Here is a 21,290-nt window from a genome sequence, read left to right on the forward strand (position 1 = left end):
CCACTGATATGGGAGACGAGATGATCGAACGCGATGCATTGCAGAAATTCCTCGAGCCGCTGTTCCCGGGCCTGATGGGCGTGACCCTGACCGAGCTGAGTGCGGAACGGATATTGGCCACCATGCAGGTCCGGCCCGACCTGTGCACCTCAGGCGGCATCCTGCATGGCGGCGCCTACATGGCGTTTGCCGACACCCTGGGGGCGGTCGGCACCGTGCTCAACCTGGCGCCGGGCAAGAAGACCACCACCACCGATTCCAGCACCAAGTTCATCGCCGGCGCCAAGGTCGGCAGCACTGTCACCGGCGAAAGCGTGGCGCTGCACCGCGGCCGCACGACCATGGTGTGGCAGACCTCGGTCCGGAACGCCGAAGGCAAGCTCTGCGCGGTGGTCACGCAGACCCAGCTGGTGCTCGACTGAGCTCGCGCTGCCCCGAGTGGGCGGGACGGCATGGCGGGCGCGCCACACACAACGTCTTTCTTACGTCACCTTGTGTGGGCATGCTCGCGCAACCGAGGTCCTACGTGGACAATGGTTCCGAACAAATATGTCCACTGAACTCATCCTGATCCGCCATGGCGAAACCGACTGGAATCGCGAGCTGCGTTTCCAGGGCCATATCGATGTGCCGCTCAACGACATGGGCCATGAGCAGGCGCGCCGCCTGGGCCTGCGCATGGCCAAGGAGCGGGCGCAGCACCTGGTGTCGAGCGACCTGATGCGCTGCCAGCAGACGGCGGCACCGACCTCGCTGCAGTTGTCGCTGCCGATCAGCACCAGCGCCGCCTTGCGCGAGCAGCATTTCGGCGCGGTTGAGGGCATGCGGGCCGACGAGATCCAGGCGCAGCATCCGCGCGCCTGGGAAGACTGGCTCAAGTTCCAGGAAGACCATGCCATGCCCAATGGCGAATCGGCGCGGCAGTTTCATGCGCGCATCGTGGCGGCGCTGGCGCAGATCGCGCAGGCCCACCTGGGCCAGACAGTATTGGTGTTCACCCACGGCGGCGCGCTCGACATGGTGTGGCGCACCGCGCGTGGCCTGGGCCTCAACGGACCGCGCCAGAGCGAGATTCCCAACGCGGGCTTCAATCGCATCCGCATTGCCGATGCCGCCACGCCGGAAAAGATCGAGATCGTCGACTGGGCCGACACCCGCCACCTGCAGGACCTGCCGGCCCAGCCGGTGTACGACCAGAAGCGCTATCTGGCGGGCAAGCCCAGCGCGGCGTAGACGGCATTGGCCTGGCGCGCCAGGCGCCTGGACTGCGGCTGGCTGTTGAGCTGGCGCTGCAGCAGGCCCTGCGCGCCGGCCAACTGCGACGGCTCGCCGCTTTTCACCAGGGCATCCAGGTAGAGCTGCTCGAACAGGTCGCGCTGCGCGTGGCTGCCGCCGATCTCCACCAGGCGCGGCAGGGCGCTGCCCAGGCCTTCGACGGCTTTGGCGAAATCGCCGCGCGCATGGGCCAGCAGGCCGCGCGCAGCCGGCACGCAGACCCGTTCCCAGGCAGCGCGCACCGAAGGCGGCGCGACCGGGGCGAAGCGCTCGATGTTGCGCTGCAGTTCATCGGCCTCGGGCCGACCGGCGCGCGCCAGCCCGTAGAGGTACTGCAGGTCCAGAAAGGGCAGCACATGGTCTTGCGTGCGGCTGGCCAGCCAGTTCGCCACGTCGGCCCAGCGCGCCTCGCCCACATCGATGCCGGCCAGCGCCATGCGCGCCAGCAGCGAGACGGCGCCGATCTGGTCCTGCGAATAGCTTTTTTCCACGCCCCACACGTGGCGGTCGTAGATGTCGAGTGCATCCGCATCGCGCCCCAGGTCGATCAGGAACAGTGCGACATGCCACCAGTTGTGCGTGAGCATGAAGGAGTTGAGGCCGGTCCAGCTGTCGCTCACGCCTTGCATGAAATCCAGCCCTTCATCCAGGCGCCCTTCGGTCAGCATCACGTGGGCCAGCGCATGGTGCGCCCAAGGTTCCTTGCGGCGCATGGCGATGGCGCGCCGGGCGCAGGCCTCGGCCTCGCGCATCAGGTGGCATTGTTCGTAGCCGAAAGCGGCCATGCCGTGCAGGTAGGGCACGTCGGAAGCGGCCGGCAGCGCCGACAGCGCCAGGCGCAGCATGCCGGGGCAGTCGCCCGTGTTGAAGGCGTGGTACTGGCCCAGCTTGAGCGAGACCAGGTCGCGCGGACAGTCCCTGGCCTGCTCCTGGTGCAGGGCGATGGCGCGGCGGATGTCGCCTTCGGCCCAGGCAGCGACGGCGGCAATGAAGCGCTGCTCGCGCGGCGTAGCGCGCGCCGCGCCGGCTTGCGCCCGGCGCAGGAAGGGCAAGGCGTTGGGCAGTGCGTCGCGCGACTCGGCAAAGAGGTGCAGCGCGGCGCAGCAGGCCTGCACGATCGGGCTCGGGTCTTCGGCCGCGGCCAGCACGTTGACGGCACGCGCTTCGCTGGCGATGAAGCCCTCCACGAAATCGTTGACGGCACCCAGGCTGGCGCCGTCGACCAGGCTGAGCGGATTGCCAAGGCTGTCTTGCATGCAGCCTATTTTGCCGCCGCCTGAATCGGCTTACACGCCGGCCTGCTGGTGGCGGAACTCCTGCGTCTTGCCGCCGTAGCCGTAGGCCGCCGCGCGGGCATCGATCAGGTAGACGTAGGACACCTCGTGCAGGTTAGGCCGCAACTGCGCCATGGCGTCGTAGACCTCGCGCAGGTACTGCGCCTTCTCCGCCTTGGTGTTGGTCTCGTCGGTGATGCTGATGTCCAGGTGAAAGGCCGACTTGCCCAGCTCGGCCAGCGATTGCCCGCCGATGAACCAGGATTGCGCCGGAAAGTACTGCACCGTGATGGCGATCACTGGCAGCTTCTTGCCCAGCACGGTTTGCGTCAGCGCGTTGACCTTGTCCACCACACTGCGGGTGAGCTGGGCATCGGGTTCGCCGGAGAGATGAATGACGATGTGGGGCATGGCTTGTTCCTTCTGTTGTTGTTGCGATGAAGTGATTGTGGGCACCGGCTATCCAACCGAAAAGCGGGAAGATATGATAGATATCATCAGATTTACTGATGGTTATCAGGAAAGCCATGCAAGGCCTCGATCTCGAACAGCTGAGAACCTTTCTGGCCGTGCTCGATGCCGGCAGCCTGACGGCGGCGGCGCCGCGCGTCTTTCTGTCGCAGTCGGCGGTGAGCGAGCAGATGCGCAAGCTCGAGGAGCGCGCCGGTCAGAGCCTGCTGTCGCGCAGCAAGGCAGGCGTTGCGCCCACCGCCGCCGGTGAGCGCCTGCGCACGCATGCGCAGCGCCTCGTTGCACTGGCCGACGAGGCGTTGCGCGACCTGCGCGGCGAATCGTTGCAGGGCGAATTGCGGCTGGCCGTCACCGACTATTTCCGGCCGGGCGAGCTGGCACGCATGCTGGCGCGCCTGTCCCAGGGCCATCCGCGCATGCGCCTGAATGTCAGCATCAAGAAGAGCAGCGAGATCGAGGCGATGCACGCGCGCGGCGAGATCGACATCGGCCTGTCGATGCGCGTTGTTGCCGCGAATACGAGCGCCGCCAAGGATCCCGCATTGCGCCGCGAGTCCTTGGCGTGGTTGGCGGCCGGCGGCTGGCAGCCGCCGGCGCGGGGCGAGCCGCTGCCCCTGCTGGTGCTGACCGACGGCTGTTCGCTGCGCCAGTTCACCGAGCAGCTGCTGCAAAAGCGCCGCGTGGACTACCGCGTGGCCCATGTGGCCTCGGGCGTGGCCGGCCTGCAGTCGGCGCTGGCGGCCGGGCTTGGCGTGGCCTGCCTCAATGAATCGGCCATGGCCGAAGGCGTGGCGCCGCTGGCGCCGCCGCATGGCTTGCCGGCCTTGCCGCGCGTCGTCTTTCATTTCCTGCCTGGGCGGCGGGGCGAGAGCGAGCTGGTGGGGCGGGTGCGCGAACTGCTGGCTTCGCAGTTGGGGTAGGGCGGGCAGCACGCTGCTGGATAACTGTGTATGATGAGCATCATGCCAACCAGGAAGCCCAGCGCCAGAGCAGCCGCGAAGGACGCCACGCACGAGCGCATCGTGGCCGTGGCGGCCCGGGCGATTCGTCGCAGCGGCTACGACGGTACCGGCGTCGCGGACATCATGAAGGAGGCCGGCCTGACGCATGGCGCCTTCTATGCGCACTTCTCTTCGCGCGAGGCCATGCTGGCCGAAGCGGCGGGAAAGGCATGCGCGGAGTCCGCTGCCGCTGCGGCTGGCGTTGCGGCCAGAGTGCCCTCCGACATGGCGCTGGCAACCATGCTGAGTGCCTACCTCTCCAGGGAACATATGGAGCGCGCCGAATTGGGATGCCCCCTGGCCGCACTGGGCTCCGAAACCTCACGCCAGGCTGGCGAAGTGCGTCGGGTGGCGACGCGGCACATCAAGGAAATGATCGACCTTGTCGCCCGCCAGTTGCCGGACTGGGGGCAACCCAGCGCCCACGAACGCGCACTCGTGACCGTCGCCACCATGGTCGGCGCGCTGATGCTGGCTCGCGCAGTCGATGATCCAACTCTGTCGGATGGCTTGCGCGAAGCCGCGCTCAAGCACCTGACCCCCACGAGTCCCTGAGACCGCGGATGGATGCCGCCTATTCATTCGCCTTTACATATGATGACCATCATGCAAAACGGAAGACCATGAAAGCATTTGTCCTGGAGCGCTATGGAAAAAAGCGCGCATTGCGCTCGACAGAAATGCCGACGCCGGAACTGCGCGATGACGAGGTCCTGGTCGAGGTCCATGCCGCCGGCGTGAATCTGCTGGATTCCAAGATCAGGAACGGCGAGTTCAAGCTCATCCTGCCCTATCGCCTGCCCCTCATCCTGGGGCACGACGTGGCAGGCATCGTGGTCAAGGCGGGGCCACGGGTGCAGCACTTCAAGCCGGGTGATGAGGTCTATGCCCGGTCGGATGATTTCCGGATCGGCACCTTCGCCCAATTCGTTCCGGTCAAGGAAGCATCGCTTGCCCTTAAACCGAAGAACCTCACGATGGAGGAAGCCGCTTCGATCCCGCTGGTGGGTTTGACGGCATGGCAGGCACTGATCGACAGAGCCAATCTGAAGAAGGGACACAAGGTCTTCATTCAGGCAGGCTCCGGCGGCGTAGGCACTTTCGCCATCCAGTTGGCCAAGCATCTGGGCGCAGTTGTCGCCACGACCACGAGTTCGGCCAACGTCGAACTCGTGAAGAGTCTGGGTGCAGACGTCGTCGTCGACTACAGGACTCAGAATTTCGAGGATGTCATCCGCGATTACGACGTGGTCCTCAACAGCCAGGATGGCAAGACGCTCGAGAAGTCGCTTCGCTTGCTCAAGCGAGGCGGCAAGCTCATCTCCATCTCCGGGCCGCCTGACCCCGAATTCGGCAAGGAAATCGCGGCACCGGGCTTCGTGAAGCTCGTCATGCGGCTGCTGAGCGCAGGCGTCAGGCGAAAGGCGCGGGGCCGAGGCATCGGCTACTCGTTCCTCTTCATGAAGGCGAACGGGAGCCAGCTGCGCGAGATCACCCGACTCATCGAGACCGGGGCCATCCGGCCCGTGATCGATCGGGTCTTCCCGTTCGAGTCGACCAACGAAGCCCTGGCCTATGTCGAAGCAGGCCGCGCGAAGGGCAAGGTCGTCGTCAAGATCAAGTGAGCCTGTTCCCCTCAACCATGGAGTTTCATTGTGAAAATCGAGAATTCTGTTGTCCTCGTTACCGGTGCCAATCGTGGCATCGGCCTGGCATTCACGCGCGAGTTGCTCGCCCGCGGTGCCCGCAAGGTCTACGCCGGCGCGCGAGACCCCGCAACCGCCATGCAACCCGGTGTCCAGCCCCTGCGACTCGACGTCAACAAGGCAGATGACGTGATGACCGCCGCCCAGCTGGCGTCGGATGTGACGCTCGTGATCAACAACGCCGGCATTGCCCAACCCGGCGGCTTTCTTGCGCCGGACAGCGAAGAGGTCGCGCGACGCATCTTCGAGACCAACTTCTTCGCCATGTTGCGCATGAGCAAGGCCTTTGCGCCGGCTCTCAAGGCCAACGGCGGCGGCGCGTTGCTCAATGTGTTGTCGGTCGCCTCGTGGGTGAACGGCGGCGAACTGGCCGCCTATTCGGCCAGCAAGTCCGCGGCCTGGTCGCTCACCAACGCGCTGCGCAGCGAGCTGGCGGCGCAGAAGACGCAGGTGCTGGCACTGCACATGGCCTACGTCGATACCGACCTCACGCGCGGCTTCGATGTCCCGAAGTCCAGTCCCGAGCAGATCGTCAAGCGCGCGCTCGATGGGCTCGAATCCGGCCTCGATGAGGTGCTGGCCGATGAACTCACCTTGCAAGTCAAGCAAGGGATGACGGCGGCCCGGCCCAGCTACCTGCCGCAGGCCTCCTGAGCCTCGATTCGATCGCGGCCCATCCTCTGCCAGCGACGAAGTCTCGAACGACCTCCACGCACCCAAGGACCATCATGCTTTTCGAACCTCTCACCGCCGCGTCGATTCAACTCGCCAATCGCGCCATCATGGCGCCGATGACGCGCAGCCGTGCCGTCGATGCCAACACCCCGAACGCGTTGATGGCCGAGTACTACGGCCAACGTGCTTCGGCTGGCCTGATCGTCACCGAGGGCACCTCGCCGTCGCCCAATGGCCTGGGCTACCCGCGCATCCCCGGCCTCTTCAATGATGCGCAGGTGCGTGGATGGAAGGCGATCACCGATGCGGTCCACGCCAAGGGCGGCAAGATCTTCGTGCAGCTCATGCACACCGGGCGCGTGACCCACGCGGCCAACCTGCCGGCAGGCGCGGAAGTGCTCGGGCCCATGGCCGAGGTGTGCCCCGGCGAGATGTACACCGACTCGCAGGGCGCGCAAGCGCACAGCACCCCGCGAGCGATGAGCGTGACCGACATCGCCCATGCCGTCGACGAGTATGCGAAGTCTGCGCTGCTCGCCATCGAAGCGGGATTCGACGGTGTCGAGCTGCACGCCGCGAACGGCTATCTGATCGAGCAGTTCCTGAACGCCAATGTGAACCAGCGCACCGACACCTACGGCGGCAGCAATGAAGGCCGCAATCGCTTCGCGCTCGAGGTGTCCCGCGCCACTGCGGCCGCCATCGGGGCTCATCGTGTCGGGATCCGCCTGTCGCCCTACGGCGTGTTCAACAGCACGGGCGCGTTCCCCGATGTCGACGCTCAGTACCTGGCGCTCACTCAAGAACTGTCAAAGCTGGGCTTGCAATACCTCCACTTGCTGGACCATTCGGCACTGGGCGCGCCGCCGGTGCCTGCCGACTTGAAATCTCGACTTCGCGATGCATTCGACGGCTTGTTCATCCTGGCCGGTGGTTTCGACCGCGCCAGTGCCGAAAGTGCGCTCAGGGCAGGCCAGGCAGATCTCATCGCCTTCGCCCGCCCGTTCCTCGCCAATCCCGACCTGGTGGCGCGCATGCAGGCCAATGCGGTGCTGAATGCCGTGGATATGGCGACGTTCTACACCCCTGGTTCAAAAGGCTACATCGACTATCCGGCACTTGCGGCCTGATTTGCCGTGACAGCGCTGGCGGTCGGGCCACGCGGCGAAACGATGCCGGCCGGCCGATCCCCATGAATACCGCAAAGCTAGAGCAACATGAGCGCACCGCAGAAATTGAAAGTCACTTGGAAGGACGTTCCGACGCGAACGATCACCGCAGGTGGCGTGGAGTTCGCCTACCGGGAACTCGGGACGGACAATCCGGGTACGCCGGTGGTTTTCCTCATCCACTTGGCAGCCGTTCTGGACAACTGGGACCCTCGGGTCGTCGACGGCTTCGCAGCAAAGCATCGCGTGATCACCTTCGACAATCGAGGCGTCGGCGCGTCGAGCGGGGAGCCCGCGACATCGATGGAGGAGATGGCCAGGGACGCTATCCAATTCATCAAGGCCATGGGTCTCGATCAGGTCGACCTCTTCGGGTTTTCGATGGGCGGGATGATTGCTCAGGAGATCGTGCTGATGGCGCCGCAACTCGTGCGCAAGATGATCATCACGGGGACGGGTCCTGCTGGCGGCGAGGGCATCAGCAAGGTGGCCCGCGTGACGTACCTCGACATGATCCGAGGCTGGCTCAGCTTCCAGGATCCGAAACAGTTCCTGTTCTTCACCAGGACGCCCGCGGGGATCCGCGCGGGCAAGGAATTTCTTCAGCGCTTGAAAGAACGCTCCGAAGACCGTGACAAGGCAATCACCGTGGCCGCGCTGCAGGCCCAGTTGAAAGCGCTGCGCAAATGGGGCGCGAAGAAGCCCGCGGATCTGTCAATGGTTCACCACCCCGTCCTCGTCGCGAACGGCGACAGTGATCGCATGGTCCCAAGCAAGAACACGGGTGATCTGGCTCGGCGCCTTCCGAACAGCGATCTCATCATTTATCCCGATTCCGGGCACGGCGCCGTGTTCCAGTTCCATGCCGACTTCGTGCCCAAGGCGCTCGCGTTCCTTTCGCGCCAGTCGAAGTGATCGCGTCCTGCGATGGTGCCGCCCCTGGTCAGGCAGAACGGCAGCGAGGCCCAAGGCCCAAAGCCTGCAGGATGAGTCCTTGGCAAGCGGGCCAATCCTGCGTCGAGTTCTCGATTGCCAACTTGTCGAGAGGAAGCAACTCGAACAACTCGTCGGTCAGGCGCCTGTAGTCCCGGTACAAGGCGATCAAGCCTTCAAGACCCGCCAGCTCCCGCCGCACGCTGTAGGGAGCGGCAAGCTTCCAGTCGACCTGGTAGGTCACCCAATCCGCGCCGCGCTCCTCGCAGACGGCTCGGATGGCTTGCTCGACATCGTCCTGACGAAAGTACACGACGAGCGGATTCAGCGGCGCGATGGTCTTTGCGACCGCTCGTGCATGGCCCGAAAGCGTGGCTGCATCGGCTTCCATGAGGAAGAGGTTGGTGAGGTCGCCGTGGAACAGCTGGCCATCCATCACTCGCACGGTGCCGTCCGCTTTCGTCGCCTCGACCAGCGTGGCCCACCTGGCGACACTTCGCGCAGCAAGCTGCGCTGGTGTTGTGTCGAGCCAGGGCTGGAACCAGTGTTCCAGCTCGTCGGTTGCCCGGACCGGGTGCGGATCCGTTCTCTCGTGGACAGCGATCGCCAGGCGGTTTGCATCCTGGAGGCGCTTCGCAATGAAGCGCGTCGTGGTCGACTTGCCCGAGCCCATGATGCCTTCCACGATGACCAGACGATGGCCAGCTGTGGTCGTCATTACGCGCGGCGCACTTCCAGCACGCCGTGCTCCGTGGCCTGCTCGTACACCGAGGGCAAACGCGTGGCCAGGTGCAGCAGGATGCGCGGCGCCTGGGACTTGACGAGCCGCCGCAGCAGGATGCCCAGCGCCACCAGCAAGCCGCCGATCCACGGGTAGCCGACCAGCGCTGCGGCGACGCCCGGGCCGATGATGGCCATTGCCAGCGGCGTGGCGCGGGTGCAGTGGGCCACGAAGGGCACTGCCAGTGCAGGGTTGACGATGACCCGGAAACGTCCCTGTGGCAGTCCGTTGCTGAACTCCGCGAAAGGGATGTGCTCGGCGGTGTCCTGCGGATCGTCCTGTTCGCTCATTGGATAACCTCCGCGCTACGCGCTGCGGTGCGAGCCCTCTTCGGAGCGGTCGGGCGAGGGCTCATGTCCGCCTTCACGCCGCTTTCGGCTCCGGAAGAACCGCCGTCAGCGCAAAGTCGACCAGGCGCAGCCAGGTTTCTTCCAGCCGCATGATGTTGTGGTGGTCGGATCCGGGAATGGTTTTCACGCCGACCGGCGTCGGCCAGGCGTCGATCAGCTTTTGCGAGCGTTCGAGCAGCACCACGTCGTCGGTCTCGGCCAGCAGCACCTGGGTCTTGGCCGCCACTTCCTTGCAATGCGCCAGCGAATTGAACTGATGGCGCAGCAGCAAGGGCGGAACCAGCGGAAACCGCCTCTTGGCCACTTCCACCAGCGAGTCGTAAGGGGTGACCAGTTGCAGGCTGGCGAAGTCCTGTAGCGCCGACAACTGAATGGCCACGCCTGTCCCCAGGCTTCGGCCGATCACGTGCAGGCGCGCTTGCGGGAAGGCCTTGCGCAGATGATTGGCCAGGCGGCATGCGTCTTCCACGGAGGTGACCTCGGAGGGATGGCCTTCGGAATCAGCCACCCCGCGATAGTTGACCGCCGCGAAGCCGAAGCCCTCTGGCAGCCAGTGCAGCGCCTGCGCGGTGGCGCGCACGTCTTCGCCCCGTCCGGCGAAGTAGACGAAGAGGTCTTGCAGCGCCTGCTCGCCCTGGGGGTGATAGACATAGCCGCGCACCATGCCGCCCGGCACGATGTGCGAATAGGTGGAAAAGTCGTCGGAGAGGTGAACGACCGGCAACTTGCGGACGTCGAAAAGAATGTGCTCCTGGCGCGTGGCCAGGAGCGTCCAGTAGGCCGCAAAGCCGCCGACGGCCGCCGCCGAAGCCGACAGCGCCACGCGAAAGATCTTCGATTGCATGCTTCGCCCGATGGGCATGTTCTTCCCTTTGTTCTTTCTCAAGCGTCCGCCGGCTCCGGCCAGGGCCGCTGAGCGCCGCGGATCTGCTCGAACGCGCGCGCCACGCGCAGCACGCCCAGGTCGTCGAATCGATGGCCGGCAATCTGCAGCCCGATGGGCAGGCCCTTGTCGCCGCTGTAGCCGCAGTTGATCGACGCCGCCGGCTGCTCCGACATGTTGAAGGGCACCGTGAAGCCGATGTGCTCCAGCGGCCGCAGCGGGTCGTTGGTGGGCGATGGCAATTCGGCCGCCGCCGGCAGGTTGGGCGCGGTGGGCGAGATCACGTAGTCATAGCGTGCGCAGGCCGCCACCGTCGCCACGCGCGTCGCATGGAACTGGCTGAAGGCACGAAACACGTGCTCGCCGCTGAAGTCATGCGCGCTCTCGGCCCACTGGCGGATGTAGGGCAGCACGCGGGCGCGCTGCTCGGCGCGCAGGGCCTTCATGTCCACCAGCGAGCGCATGCGCCAGAAGTGATCCATGCCGTCCAGCATGGCTTGCGACATGAAGGGCTGCATGGGCTCGACGATGGCGCCGGCTTCCTCGAAGCGGCGCGCGGCCTGCTCGACGGCGGCGCGCACTTCGGGCTCCACCGCCAGGCCGCAGCCGGCGTCCAGCAGCAGGCCGATGCGCAGGCCGCGCAGATGCTCGGGCGCGACGTCGAAACTGGACCACGCGATGTCTTGCGGCGGCAGGTTCATGCTGTCGCGCGCATCGGGCAGCGCCAGCACCTGCATGGCGAGCGCCGCGTCCGACACGCTGCGCGTCATGGGGCCGGCCGCGCGTCCCATGTAGGGTGGGTCGATCGGGATGCGGCCCAGGCTTGGCTTCAGGGTGAAGATGCCGCACCAGCTGGCCGGCAGGCGCAGCGAGCCGCCGATGTCGGTGCCCAGGTGCAGCGGGCCGTAGCCGGCGGCCGCCGCCGCGCCGGCGCCGGCGCTGGAGCCGCCGGGCGTGCGGCTGAGGTCCCAGGGGTTGCGTGCCAGCCGGTGAAAGCTGGACAGGCCCGAGGACAGCATGCCGTAGTCGGGCATGGTGGTCTTGCAGACGAAGACGGCGCCGCTTTCTTTCAGGCGCGCCGCGGGCGGTGCGTCCTGCGCGGCGGGCTTGAGGTCTACCGCCGCGGTGCCGGCGGGCATCGGGTCGCCGCGGGTGGCGACGTTTTCCTTGATGCTCACGGGCACGCCGTCCAGCGGACCCAGTGGCGCACCGCGGCGCCAGCGCGCTTCCGAGGCCCTGGCTTGATCCAGTGCGTACTCGGGGCGCAGCAGCCAGGTGGCTTGCAGCGCGTCGTCCCAGCGCTCGATGCGATCGAGCACCGCCTGCGTCACCTCGACCGGTGACAGCTCGCCCTGGGCGTAGCCGCGGACGAGTTCCGCAACGCCCAGGGAATGCAGTTCGCGATGCCTTGTCACCAGCTCATCGCCGACAGGTCGTTGCAGAAGATCGGCATGGCCGTCCACAAGCCCTTGACGCCCTTCTTGGCAATGACGGGAAACTGCGGCTGAAACAGGAAGCCGTTGGCCGCATCGGTGGCCAGGAGCTTCTGCGCATCGCCCAGGAGCTTGTTGCGCTCGGCTTCGTTGCCGGTGTTCCTGATCTTGTTGAACAGGGCGTCGAACTCCTTGTTCTGGTAGCCCCAGTAGTAGTCGGGCTTGGCGTAGTTGCCCAGGTCGAAGGGCTCGACGTGCGACACGATCGACAGGTCGTAGTTGTGCGCACCGCCGTAGGTGCCGCTGAGCCACTGCGCCCACTCGACGTTCTGCAGCTTCACGACGATGCCGATCTTGGCCAGCTGCGCCGCGATCACCTCGCCGCCCTGGCGCGCGTAGGGCGGCGGCGGCAGCGTCATGGTGAGCTCCAGCGGCGTCTTCACGCCGGCCTCGGCCAGCAGCTTCTTGGCCTTCTCGATATCGTGCGGGTTGATGCCGGTGGTGTCCACGTAGCCGGCGGCGCCGGGCACGTAGTGGCTGCCGATCGGCACGCCGAAGCCGTCGGCGGCGCCGTCGATCACCGCCTTGCGGTCGAGCGCGGCGAGGATGGCGCGGCGCACCCGCACGTCGTCCAGCGGCTTCTTCTTGTTGTTGATGGCCAGGATGGTCTTGGCGCGCGAGCCGCCCAGGATCACCTGGAACTGCGGGTTCGCCTTGAACTGCGGCACCACGCGCGTGGCGATGCGCGGGAAGGCGTCGACGTCGCCCGCCAGCAGCGAGGTGGCTTGCGCCGCCGCATCCGAGATGAAGCGGAAGGTGACGCGCTTGAGCTTGATGGCAGCCGGGTTGCGGTAGCCGTCCCAGGCCGTCAGCACCAATGAAGAGCCCTTGACCCAGCTTTGCAGCTTGTAGGGGCCGGTGCCCACCGGCTGCGTGGCGTTGCCGTCGGCGCTCTTGGGCTCGAAGATCACGGCGGTCGGCTGGCCCAGCAGGAAGGGCAGGTCGGGGTCGATCTCCTTGTTGATCAGCACCACCGTGTAGTCATCGGCCACCTGCGTGCTCAGGTTGGCAAAGGTGCGCTTGTCCTTGTTGGTGCTCTTCTCGGCGGCGGCGCGGTCGAAGGAGAACTTGACGGCCTGCGCGTTGAAAGGCTCGCCGTTCTGGAACTTCACGCCCTTGCGCAGCTTGAAGGTATAGGTGCGCAGGTCGGGCGAGATCTCCCAGCTTTCGGCCAAGAGCGGCGTGACCTTGCCGTCTGCATTGATCTTGGTGAGCGTCTCGAAGACGTTGTAGAGCACCACTTCGCCGATGGCCGCGGCGGCGTTGGCGGTGGGATCCAGGCCCGGCGGTTCCAAGGTCATGCCCAACACCATGGCGCTCTTGTTCGCTTGCGCGAAGGCCGTCGGCAGCGCCAGCGGCAGGCTGCCCAGGGCGGCGGTGGTCAGGAGGGTGCGTCGTTTCAGCATGTCATGGACTCCGGATCGATGAAGGAAAAAGGAAACAGGGACGTTACATCATGCGCGAAGCGCCGGCGGTTCGGCGCGCGGCACGGCCGCCAGCAGGGCTTGCGTGTAGGGGTGCTCCGCGTGGGCAAACAGGTCGGCCGGCGCGCCGCGCTCGACCACCAGGCCGCGGTGCAGCACGCAGACGTCGTCGCACAGGTGATTGACCACCGCCAGGTCGTGGCTGATCAACAAGTAGCTGATGCCGAACTCCTGCTGCAGGTCCTGCATGAGGTTGAGCACCTGGGCCTGCACCGACACGTCGAGCGCGCTCACCGGCTCGTCGGCCACGATCAGCTTGGGTCGCGTGATGAGGGCCCGGGCAATGGCGATGCGCTGGCGTTGCCCGCCGGAAAACTCGTGCGGGTACTTGTGCAGGTCGCTGCTGCGCAGGCCGACGGCGGCCAGCGATTGCTCGGCGCGCTCGCGCTGCTCGGCGCGCGTGCTGCCGTCCAGCGCGGCCAGCGGCTCGGCGACGATGCGCTCTACCGTCTGGCGCGGATCGAGCGAGCCATACGGGTCTTGGAACACCATCTGCACGTCGCGCCGCGCGGCGCGAAGTTCTTCGCGGGGCAGTTGGTGCAAGTCGCGCCCCAGCAGCTTGACCGTGCCCGAGGTGGGATGGTCCAGCGCCATCACCAGGCGCGCGATGGTCGACTTGCCCGAGCCCGATTCGCCGACGATGCCCATGCTGCGCCCCGCTTCCAGGCGAAAGCTCACGCCGTTGAGGGCCTTCACTTGCGGCGGCGGGGCGAACAGGCTTTCGCGCGGCAGGCTGTAGTGGCGCACGAGGTTCTCGACCTCGAGCAGAGGGACGTCGTCGGTCACTGCAAAACTCCTCCTGGGGCGTGGCGGCTCGACACGGTCAAGCGTAGTCGAGCGGCAGCGCCGTGGTGTATTTGATCTGCTCCATGGCAAAGCTGGAGCTTACGTCCGACAGCTCGATCTCCCGGATCAGGCGCTGGTAGACGGCGTCGTAGCCCTTGATGTCGGGGACCACCACGCGCAAGAGGTAGTCGACGTCGCCGCTCATCCGATAGAACTCGACGATCTGCGGAATGGCCGCGACGACCGCGGTGAAGCGGCGAAACCAGCGCTCGTTGTGCTCGCTGGTGCGCACCGAGACGAACACGGTCACGCCCACGTTGAGCTTGCCCGGATCGAGCAGGGCCACGCGCTGCAGGATGAAGCCCTCACGCTCCAGGCGCTGGATGCGGCGCCAGCAGGGGGTGGGCGAGAGGCTGACCTTTTCGCTGATCTCCTGGAGCGAGGCGCTCGCATTGACCTGCAGCACCTCGAGGATGGATTTGTCGATTTTGTCCATTGAAAGCGCGTTTGTTCGACAGATGGCCGTATTTAGGGAATATCTTACTAATATTGAGCCGATGACCGCAATCTTTCGCAAAACAAACGCGCACCTTCCTTCCTAGACTTGGTTTCCATCCACACAGCGCCTCCTTGTCGCGAAAGCTTTTTCTCTTGACCGCCTTCGAATCCGAAACCTGCCTGGTGCGCACCGGGCGCAGTTCCGCCAGCCACCACGGCATGGTGAACACGCCGGTCTTCCGCGGCTCCACCATCCTGTCGAACTCGCTCACCGAGTGGGAGTCGCGCAAGCTGCCGGGCAACCCCTATGCGTCTTACGGCCGCTTCGGAACGCCCACCACGCGCGCACTGGAAAGCGCCATCGCCGAGCTGGAAGGCGGGCACCAGGCCATCGTCTTTCCCTCCGGCCTCGCCGCCTGCACCCACAGCCTGCTGGCTTTCCTGCGCCCGGGCGATCACGCGCTGATCACCGACAGCGTCTACGGCCCGACGCGCGCGTTCGCGCAGACGCTGCTGGTGCGCTTCGGCATCGAGGTCGAGTTCTTCGATCCGCTGGCCGGCGCCGACATCAAGGCGCAGCTGCGGCCGACCACGCGTGTCGTCTTCGTCGAGTCGCCCGGCTCCGCCACCTTCGAGGTGCAGGATGTGCCGGCCATCGCGCGCGAGGCGCACAAGGTGGGCGCCTTCGTGGTGATGGACAACACCTGGGCCAGTCCGCTGTTCTTCAAGGCTTTCGAGCATGGGGTGGATGTGTCGATACAGGCAGCCACCAAGCACATCGTGGGCCACTCGGATGCCCTGCTGGGTGTGGTCACTGCCAACGAGCGTGCCTGGCCGCAACTGCAGCAGGCGGCGCACGACTTCGGGCAGACCGCCGGCCCCGACGATCTGTACCTGGCCCTGCGCGGCCTGCGCAGCCTGTCGGTGCGGCTGCACCGGCATTGGGAAAACGGCGTGCTGCTGGCCGAGCACATGGCGCGCCATCCGATGGTGGCGCAAGTGCTGCATCCAGCACTGCCCGGCGATGCGGGGCACGCACTGTGGCGGCGCGACTTCAAGGGCGCCAGCGGCCTGTTCGCGGTGGTCCTGCAGCCGGTCGGACGCGTGGCGCTGGAGGCCTTCTTCGACAGCCTGGAGCTGTTCGGCATCGGCCTGTCGTGGGGCGGTTTCGAGAGCCTGGCCTTGCCGATGGATCCGCCCGCCCGCGCGGTGCGACCGTGGACGCACGAGGGCCCCTTGCTGCGCATCCACGCCGGGCTGGAGTCGTGCAACGACCTGGTGCGCGACATGCAATCCGCACTGGACCGCTTGCACAAGCACCGTTGAGCCGCGCGGGGCTTGCACGGTCGTTGCATGATTCAGTGATCTTTCAACTTTCCTGGGAAACCCGATGCACGCATTGCGCAACCGTCTTCAACGCACCGTCCTGGGCCTGGCGTCGGCTTGTTCGCTGGCCTGTTCGCTGGCCGCGCAGCCCGCCTTTGCACAGGACTGGCCGAGCAAGCCCGTCACCCTGATCATGGGTTTCCCGGCCGGTTCCGGCGTCGACGTGGTGGCGCGCGCCATCCAGGAGCCGCTGGCCAGGCAACTGGGTCAGCCGGTGGTGATCGACTACAAGTCGGGCGCGGCAGGCAACATCGCCAGCGAGTACGTGGCCAACGCCAGGCCCGACGGCTACACGCTGATGTTCGGCACGGCCGCCACGCATGGCAGCAATGCGGCGCTCTACAAGAAGCTGCCTTTCGACGTGGAAGCCGACTTCGTGCCGGTGTCGCCGGTGCTCGACGTGTCGAACGTGCTCATGGTCAATCCCGCCGTCATGGACGTGAAGACGCTCAAGGAGTTCGTCGACCTCGTCAAGGCCAACCCGGGCAAGTACGACTTCGCCTCCACCGGCAACGGCACCGGCACGCACATGGCCTTTGCCGAATTCAACTCGCGGCTGGGGCTGCAGATGACGCATGTGCCCTACAAGGGCGGTCCGGAGGCCATCCTTTCGGTGGTGCGCGGCGAGACCTGCTGCATCATGAACCAGGTGCAGACGGCACTGCCGCAGGTCAAGGCCGGCAAGGTGCGCCTCTTGGGCGTGACCACCATCAAGCCGGTGGCAGTCATCCCGGACGTGCCGACCATCGCGTCGAGCGGCCTGCCCGGCGCCCGGGGCTTCGACAGCTCCATCTGGTTCGCGGTGTTCGCGCCCAAGGGCGTCGACCCGGCCATCGTCAACAAGCTCAACGCGGCCATCCGCACCGTGATGGAACAGCCCGAGCTGCGCACCAAGTTCGAGAGCCAGGGCAACACCGTGCGCATCGAATCGCCCAGCGAATTCAAGCAGACGGTGCATGCCAACCGCCTGAAGTGGGCCGAAGTCGCCAAGGTTGCCAACATCAGCGTGGATTGATCTCGCGCGTTCTTTCAAAAGCATGAAATCTGATTCTTCATCCATCACCACATCGTTGGCGGCGAGTCCGAGGGCCGCTGGTCTCGCCGCGCTGGAGCACCGCCTGGCCCAGGACCTGGAATGGCTGGGCGGGCCGGCGCGCGACTGGATGCCGCGTCGCCAGCACGAGGGCCAGGACGTGCTGGACGTCGCCATCATCGGCGGCGGGCAGGCAGGGCTGGCGGCGGCCGTGGGGCTGGCGCAGCTGGGCATTCGCGCGCTGATCTTCGACCGCGCCAGTGCCGGTTGCGAAGGCCCCTGGGCCACCACGGCGCGCATGGAAACCTTGCGTTCACCCAAGGAGCTGACGGGTCCGGCAATGGGCCTGCCTGCGCTCACCTTCCGCGCCTGGTTCGAGGCCCAGTTCGGCCTGGCCGCCTGGGAGGCGCTGGACAAGATCCCCCGGCTGCAATGGATGGACTACCTGCGCTGGTACCGGCGCGTGATGGCGGTGGACGTGCGCAACGACACGCAGGTGGTCGGCCTGCATCCACGCCCTGACGGCAGGGTGCGCCTCGACCTCAAGACGCCAGCCGGTGCCAGCAGCGTACTGGCGCGCCGTGTCGTGCTGGCCACCGGCCGCGATGGGCTGGGCGGGCCGGCGATACCGGCCTTCATGCAGAACCTGCCGCGCGCCAAGTGGGCGCACTCTTCGCACGAGCTGGACTATGGGCGCCTGGCCGGCTTGCGCGTTGGCGTGATCGGCGCCGGCTCTTCGGCCATGGACAGCGCCGGCACCGCGCTGGAAGCGGGCGCGCACAGCGTCGAGCTTTTGATCCGTCGCGAAGACCTGCCGCGCGTCAACAAGGGCAAGGGCGCCGGCGTTCCCGGCCTCACGCAAGGCCACTGGGATCTGCCTGACCCACTCAAGTGGCAGCTGCGCCACTACATCAACGTGGCCAACGTGCCGCCGCCGCACGGCAGCACGCTGCGCGTGTCGCGCTTTCCCAATGCCTACTTCAACTTCGGCTGCCCGGTGCGCGGCCTGCGGCTGGCGGACGACGTGATCCACGTCGCGACGCCCAAGGCCGACTTCGAACTGGACTTCCTGATCGTGGCCACCGGCTTTCGCGTGGACTGGGCGAGCCGTGCCGAGTTCAGCGCCATCGCGCCGCACATCCGCACCTGGGGCGACCGCTATGAGCCGCAGCCGGGCAGCGAGGATGGCGAACTGTCCGATTCGCCCGATCTCGGTCCGGTGTTCGAGTTTCAGCAGCGCAGCGAAGGCGCCTGCCCGGGGATCGAGCGCATCCACTGCTTCTGCTACCCGGCCGCCCTCTCGCACGGCACGGTGTCGGGCGACATCCCCGCCATCAGCGACGGCGCGCAGCGCCTGGCCAGCGGCCTGGCCAGCCTGTTCTATCGCGAGGACTTCGAGACGCACTACGCGCGGCTCGAGGCTTTTGCCGAGCCTGAACTGTTCGGCGACGAATGGACGCCTTCTCCCTTGCCGGGCTCGCGCGAGTTTTCACCTGTTTCCTGACGACGACATCATCAGATGCAACCCATGACATCTTCTTCCCCGACTGAAGCCGACGTGATCGACAGCGTCGTTCCGCTCGCGCCCGAGCATCTCCTGTACGCGCTGCGGCGCGAGCGGCCCAAGATCGTCGCCTCCACGCAAGGCAGCTACGACGCCATGTTCTCGCCGGCGGTGCAGGGCATCTCGGTGACCGAGCGCCTGTTCGTTGCACTGCAAGCTTGCCGCGTATCGAAGGCGAGCGAGTTGGCCGCGCACTACCGTGAGCGCCTGTTGGCCGAAGGCGCGGATGCCGCGCTGGTGGATGCGGTGGCCAGGGGCGAAGCCACCTCGCTCGACAACGAGCGCCTGCAGACCATGCTGGGCTTCACCGCCAAGCTGATTGCGCGCCCGATCGAAGGCGACCGCGCGGCTGTCGATTCGCTCGTGCGCGTCGGCCTGACGACGCCGGCCATCGTGGCGCTGGGCCAGCTGATCGCTTTCCTGTCCTACCAGGTCCGCCTTGCTGCCGGCCTGCAGGCCATGGCGGCTGAAGGGAGCGCAGCATGAGCGCTGAACCGATCCGCGCGGGCGGCTTCACCAACGAGGTGCTGGGCTGGAAGGCCTGGCTCGACACGGTCGCGCTGGACAGCGCCACGCCCGAACAGATCGAGGCGCTGGAGGCGATGAGCCCCGAGGCCAAGCAGTCTGCCTATTTCCTCCTGCTGGCGCACCAGCCGGAAATGCTGCTGCAGCGCTCGGTCGCCTTCAACGCGATCATGTTCGCGCCCGGCGGCATGCCGCGCGCCGAACGCGAGCTGGGCGCCACGGTCGAGTCGCGGCTCAACGGCTGCATCTACTGCGCTTCGGTGCATGCGCGGCGCTTCGAGCAGCTGGCCAAGCGCAGCGATGTGATCGAGCAGCTGTTCCGCGATCCTTCAAGCGCCGGCACCACGCCACGCGAGAAGGCGATCGTCGAGTTCTCGGGCGAACTCGCGTTGAACCCCGATGCGCTGTCCGCCGAGCATGTGAAAGCGCTGCGGCAGGTTGGCCTCACCGAGATGGAGATCCTCGACCTGGTGCATTCGGTGGCGCTGTTCGCCTGGGCCAACCGGCTCATGCTCAACCTGGGCGAGCCCATCGTTCCTGACAACGAAGGGGCCGGCGCATGATCCGCTACACGCCAGAACACATGTGGGTGCAGCTCGAAGAGGGCAGCGCTGCGGCCACGGTCGGCATCACGCGGCATGCGCAGGAGACCCTGGGCGACATCGTGATGATCGAGCTGCCCGCCCTCGGCCGGCATGCGCAGAGCGCGGCAGTGGGCGTGGTGGAATCCAGCAAGACGGCGGCGGACCTGCACATGCCCGCCACCGGCGAGATCGTCGAGCGCAACGAGGCGCTGGTCGATCGGCCGGAGCTGCTCAATGCCGATCCGATGGGCGCAGGCTGGGTGTTCAAGCTCGCCTCGATCGAGCCGGGACAGCTCGAGGCGCTGATGGACGAGGGCGCCTACGCCGCCTTCACCGGCTGAAGGCGCCTCGGCGGCGGCTCAATCGATCTTGATGCCGCCCAGCTTGACCACCTTGGCCCAGCGCTCGCTGTCTTCGGCCAGCACCTTTTCCATCTCGGCCGATGCGCCGCAGGCGCTGACGGCGCCCAGCTGCGCGAAGTGCTCCTTCGTCTCGGGCAGCTGACAGACCTCGACCAGCGCGGCCGAGAGCTTCTTCTGCTGCTCGGCGGGCATGCGCGACGGCGCCATCACGCCGACCCAGATCGGCACTTCCAGTCCCGCGAGTTGGGTGGCTTCGCTCACCGTCGGCGGATTGCCCAACGATGGCAGGTGCGCCTTCGAGAAGGTGCCCAGCACGCGCGCCTTGCCGCTTTGCGCCATGGGATCGATCGACGCGGCGCTGGTGATGATCATCGTCACCTGGCCGGCCATCAGGTCGGTCAGGGCGGGCGCCGCGCCGCGGTAGGGCACGTGCAGCAGCGACACGCCGGTGGCCTGGCCGAGCAGGGCGCCGGCCAGGTGCGATACGGTGCCGTTGCCGGTGGATGCATAGCTCAGCTCGCCCGGCTTGGCCTTGGCGGCGCGCAGCAGCTCGGGCAGCGTCTTGTAGGGGCTGTCGGAACGCACGGCCACGGTCATCGGCGTGTCGGCGATCAGGGCCACCGGCACCAGATCGCGCCGCGGGTCGAAGGGCAGCTTGGCTTGCAACTGGGGCGCCACCGTGATGGCGCCGCCCGTGGCCATCAGCACCGTCGCGCCGTCGCCGGCCTTGGCCACGAAGTCCGCGGCGACGATGCCGCCGGCACCGGCCTTGTTGTCGACGATCACCGGCGTGCCCGTCTTGGCGCTCAGCTTGTTGCCCAGGTAGCGCGCAATGACGTCTTGCGCGCCGCCCGCCGCGAAGGGCACCACGATGCGCAGCGGCTTGCTGCTGCTGTCGGTCTGTGCCATGGCGGGGGACTGGCCCAGGCACACGAGCGCGGCCAGCAGCAATGGATTGAAGCGGAGTTTCATGGTGAGCCAGGCAATGGAGTGAGGTTCAGGGAAGCTTAGGTCCCCATGCAAAAAACATGCTTCCAATCTTGCGGCGAGCAGCCGC

At 66.5% G+C, this 21,290-nt stretch carries 24 protein-coding genes; 14 read left to right on the top strand and 10 right to left on the bottom strand.

The window, feature by feature from the left end; genetic code table 11:
• Positions 1–20: 20 nt before the first annotated feature.
• Positions 21–422 (top strand): PaaI family thioesterase, encoded by a 402-nt coding sequence (locus tag ACIPRI_RS11050; RefSeq protein ID WP_446621479.1) that lies wholly within the window; start codon positions 21–23, stop codon positions 420–422.
• 127 nt (positions 423–549) lie between these two features.
• Positions 550–1,233, top strand: a complete 684-nt coding sequence (locus ACIPRI_RS11055; RefSeq protein ID WP_446621480.1) for a histidine phosphatase family protein — start codon at positions 550–552, stop codon at positions 1,231–1,233.
• On the opposite strand, the gene ACIPRI_RS11060 is transcribed toward ACIPRI_RS11055, so the two are convergent.
• Together ACIPRI_RS11060 and ACIPRI_RS11065 are read right to left on the bottom strand one after the other, a co-directional pair.
• Entirely contained in the window at positions 1,203–2,531 is a 1,329-nt protein-coding gene (locus tag ACIPRI_RS11060; RefSeq protein WP_446621481.1) for a tetratricopeptide repeat protein, read from the bottom strand. The two genes, ACIPRI_RS11055 and ACIPRI_RS11060, sit on opposite strands and share 31 nt — an antisense overlap.
• Before the next feature lie 30 nt (positions 2,532–2,561).
• A complete protein-coding gene (locus tag ACIPRI_RS11065; RefSeq protein ID WP_446621482.1) occupies positions 2,562–2,960 on the bottom strand; it encodes a tautomerase family protein in 399 nt (132 codons plus the stop codon).
• Between the two features lie 116 nt (positions 2,961–3,076).
• Here ACIPRI_RS11065 and ACIPRI_RS11070 point away from each other — a divergent pair, with 116 nt between their 5' ends.
• From ACIPRI_RS11070 to ACIPRI_RS11095, 6 genes are all read left to right on the top strand, one after another.
• Positions 3,077–3,940, top strand: coding sequence for a LysR substrate-binding domain-containing protein (locus tag ACIPRI_RS11070; protein WP_446621483.1), 864 nt, complete (start codon positions 3,077–3,079; stop codon positions 3,938–3,940).
• 30 nt (positions 3,941–3,970) lie between these two features.
• The gene (locus ACIPRI_RS11075; RefSeq protein WP_446621484.1) at positions 3,971–4,576 is read left to right on the top strand and encodes a TetR/AcrR family transcriptional regulator; all 606 of its coding nucleotides are present in this window, start codon (positions 3,971–3,973) and stop codon (positions 4,574–4,576) included.
• 68 nt (positions 4,577–4,644) lie between these two features.
• On the top strand, positions 4,645–5,646 hold the full coding sequence (locus ACIPRI_RS11080; protein ID WP_446621485.1) for an NADP-dependent oxidoreductase: 1,002 nt from the start codon (positions 4,645–4,647) through the stop codon (positions 5,644–5,646).
• Between the two features lie 30 nt (positions 5,647–5,676).
• On the top strand, positions 5,677–6,381 hold the full coding sequence (locus tag ACIPRI_RS11085) for an SDR family oxidoreductase (protein ID WP_446621486.1): 705 nt from the start codon (positions 5,677–5,679) through the stop codon (positions 6,379–6,381).
• Positions 6,382–6,455: 74 nt separating this feature from the next.
• Positions 6,456–7,532, top strand: coding sequence for an alkene reductase (locus ACIPRI_RS11090; protein WP_446621487.1), 1,077 nt, complete (start codon positions 6,456–6,458; stop codon positions 7,530–7,532).
• Between the two features lie 87 nt (positions 7,533–7,619).
• On the top strand, positions 7,620–8,486 hold the full coding sequence (locus ACIPRI_RS11095) for an alpha/beta fold hydrolase (RefSeq protein WP_446621488.1): 867 nt from the start codon (positions 7,620–7,622) through the stop codon (positions 8,484–8,486).
• Between the two features lie 28 nt (positions 8,487–8,514).
• Here ACIPRI_RS11095 and ACIPRI_RS11100 read toward each other — a convergent pair whose 3' ends face one another.
• The 7 genes from ACIPRI_RS11100 to ACIPRI_RS11130 all read right to left on the bottom strand — a co-directional run bounded on the left by ACIPRI_RS11100 (position 8,515) and on the right by ACIPRI_RS11130 (position 14,777).
• Complete coding sequence (locus tag ACIPRI_RS11100; protein ID WP_446621489.1) at positions 8,515–9,222, bottom strand: hypothetical protein; 708 nt, start codon at positions 9,220–9,222, stop codon at positions 8,515–8,517.
• Positions 9,222–9,575: a hypothetical protein gene (locus tag ACIPRI_RS11105; RefSeq protein ID WP_446621490.1), complete on the bottom strand. Its 354-nt coding sequence runs from the start codon at positions 9,573–9,575 to the stop codon at positions 9,222–9,224. Before ACIPRI_RS11105 ends, ACIPRI_RS11100 begins: the two co-directional genes overlap by 1 nt.
• Before the next feature lie 73 nt (positions 9,576–9,648).
• A complete protein-coding gene (locus tag ACIPRI_RS11110) occupies positions 9,649–10,479 on the bottom strand; it encodes an alpha/beta hydrolase (RefSeq protein WP_446621491.1) in 831 nt (276 codons plus the stop codon).
• A gap of 38 nt (positions 10,480–10,517) precedes the next feature.
• The gene (locus ACIPRI_RS11115) at positions 10,518–11,915 is read right to left on the bottom strand and encodes an amidase (RefSeq protein WP_446621704.1); all 1,398 of its coding nucleotides are present in this window, start codon (positions 11,913–11,915) and stop codon (positions 10,518–10,520) included.
• 14 nt (positions 11,916–11,929) lie between these two features.
• Positions 11,930–13,417 (bottom strand): ABC transporter substrate-binding protein, encoded by a 1,488-nt coding sequence (locus ACIPRI_RS11120; RefSeq protein WP_446621492.1) that lies wholly within the window; start codon positions 13,415–13,417, stop codon positions 11,930–11,932.
• A gap of 48 nt (positions 13,418–13,465) precedes the next feature.
• On the bottom strand, positions 13,466–14,281 hold the full coding sequence (locus ACIPRI_RS11125; protein WP_446621493.1) for an ATP-binding cassette domain-containing protein: 816 nt from the start codon (positions 14,279–14,281) through the stop codon (positions 13,466–13,468).
• A gap of 37 nt (positions 14,282–14,318) precedes the next feature.
• Positions 14,319–14,777: an Lrp/AsnC family transcriptional regulator gene (locus ACIPRI_RS11130; RefSeq protein WP_446621494.1), complete on the bottom strand. Its 459-nt coding sequence runs from the start codon at positions 14,775–14,777 to the stop codon at positions 14,319–14,321.
• Positions 14,778–14,911: 134 nt separating this feature from the next.
• Between ACIPRI_RS11130 and metC the strand changes: the two genes are divergently transcribed.
• The 6 genes from metC (at position 14,912) to gcvH (ending at position 20,212) form a co-directional block, all read left to right on the top strand.
• On the top strand, positions 14,912–16,105 hold the full coding sequence (gene metC, locus ACIPRI_RS11135) for a cystathionine beta-lyase (protein WP_446621495.1): 1,194 nt from the start codon (positions 14,912–14,914) through the stop codon (positions 16,103–16,105).
• Positions 16,106–16,169: 64 nt separating this feature from the next.
• Positions 16,170–17,180: a Bug family tripartite tricarboxylate transporter substrate binding protein gene (locus ACIPRI_RS11140; protein ID WP_446621496.1), complete on the top strand. Its 1,011-nt coding sequence runs from the start codon at positions 16,170–16,172 to the stop codon at positions 17,178–17,180.
• Between the two features lie 22 nt (positions 17,181–17,202).
• Positions 17,203–18,702, top strand: coding sequence for an NAD(P)-binding domain-containing protein (locus ACIPRI_RS11145; RefSeq protein ID WP_446621497.1), 1,500 nt, complete (start codon positions 17,203–17,205; stop codon positions 18,700–18,702).
• 24 nt (positions 18,703–18,726) lie between these two features.
• Positions 18,727–19,248 (top strand): CMD domain-containing protein, encoded by a 522-nt coding sequence (locus ACIPRI_RS11150; RefSeq protein ID WP_446621498.1) that lies wholly within the window; start codon positions 18,727–18,729, stop codon positions 19,246–19,248.
• Complete coding sequence (locus ACIPRI_RS11155) at positions 19,245–19,850, top strand: peroxidase-related enzyme (RefSeq protein ID WP_446621499.1); 606 nt, start codon at positions 19,245–19,247, stop codon at positions 19,848–19,850. The genes ACIPRI_RS11150 and ACIPRI_RS11155 overlap by 4 nt, the downstream gene beginning before the upstream one ends.
• On the top strand, positions 19,847–20,212 hold the full coding sequence (gene gcvH / locus ACIPRI_RS11160; protein WP_446621500.1) for a glycine cleavage system protein GcvH: 366 nt from the start codon (positions 19,847–19,849) through the stop codon (positions 20,210–20,212). Before ACIPRI_RS11155 ends, gcvH begins: the two co-directional genes overlap by 4 nt.
• Positions 20,213–20,230: 18 nt before the next feature.
• Here the strand turns inward: gcvH and ACIPRI_RS11165 are convergent, their stop codons facing one another.
• A complete protein-coding gene (locus ACIPRI_RS11165; RefSeq protein WP_446621501.1) occupies positions 20,231–21,205 on the bottom strand; it encodes a Bug family tripartite tricarboxylate transporter substrate binding protein in 975 nt (324 codons plus the stop codon).
• Positions 21,206–21,290: the final 85 nt, after the last annotated feature.

This window comes from Variovorax sp. LARHSF232, from assembly GCF_052871435.1.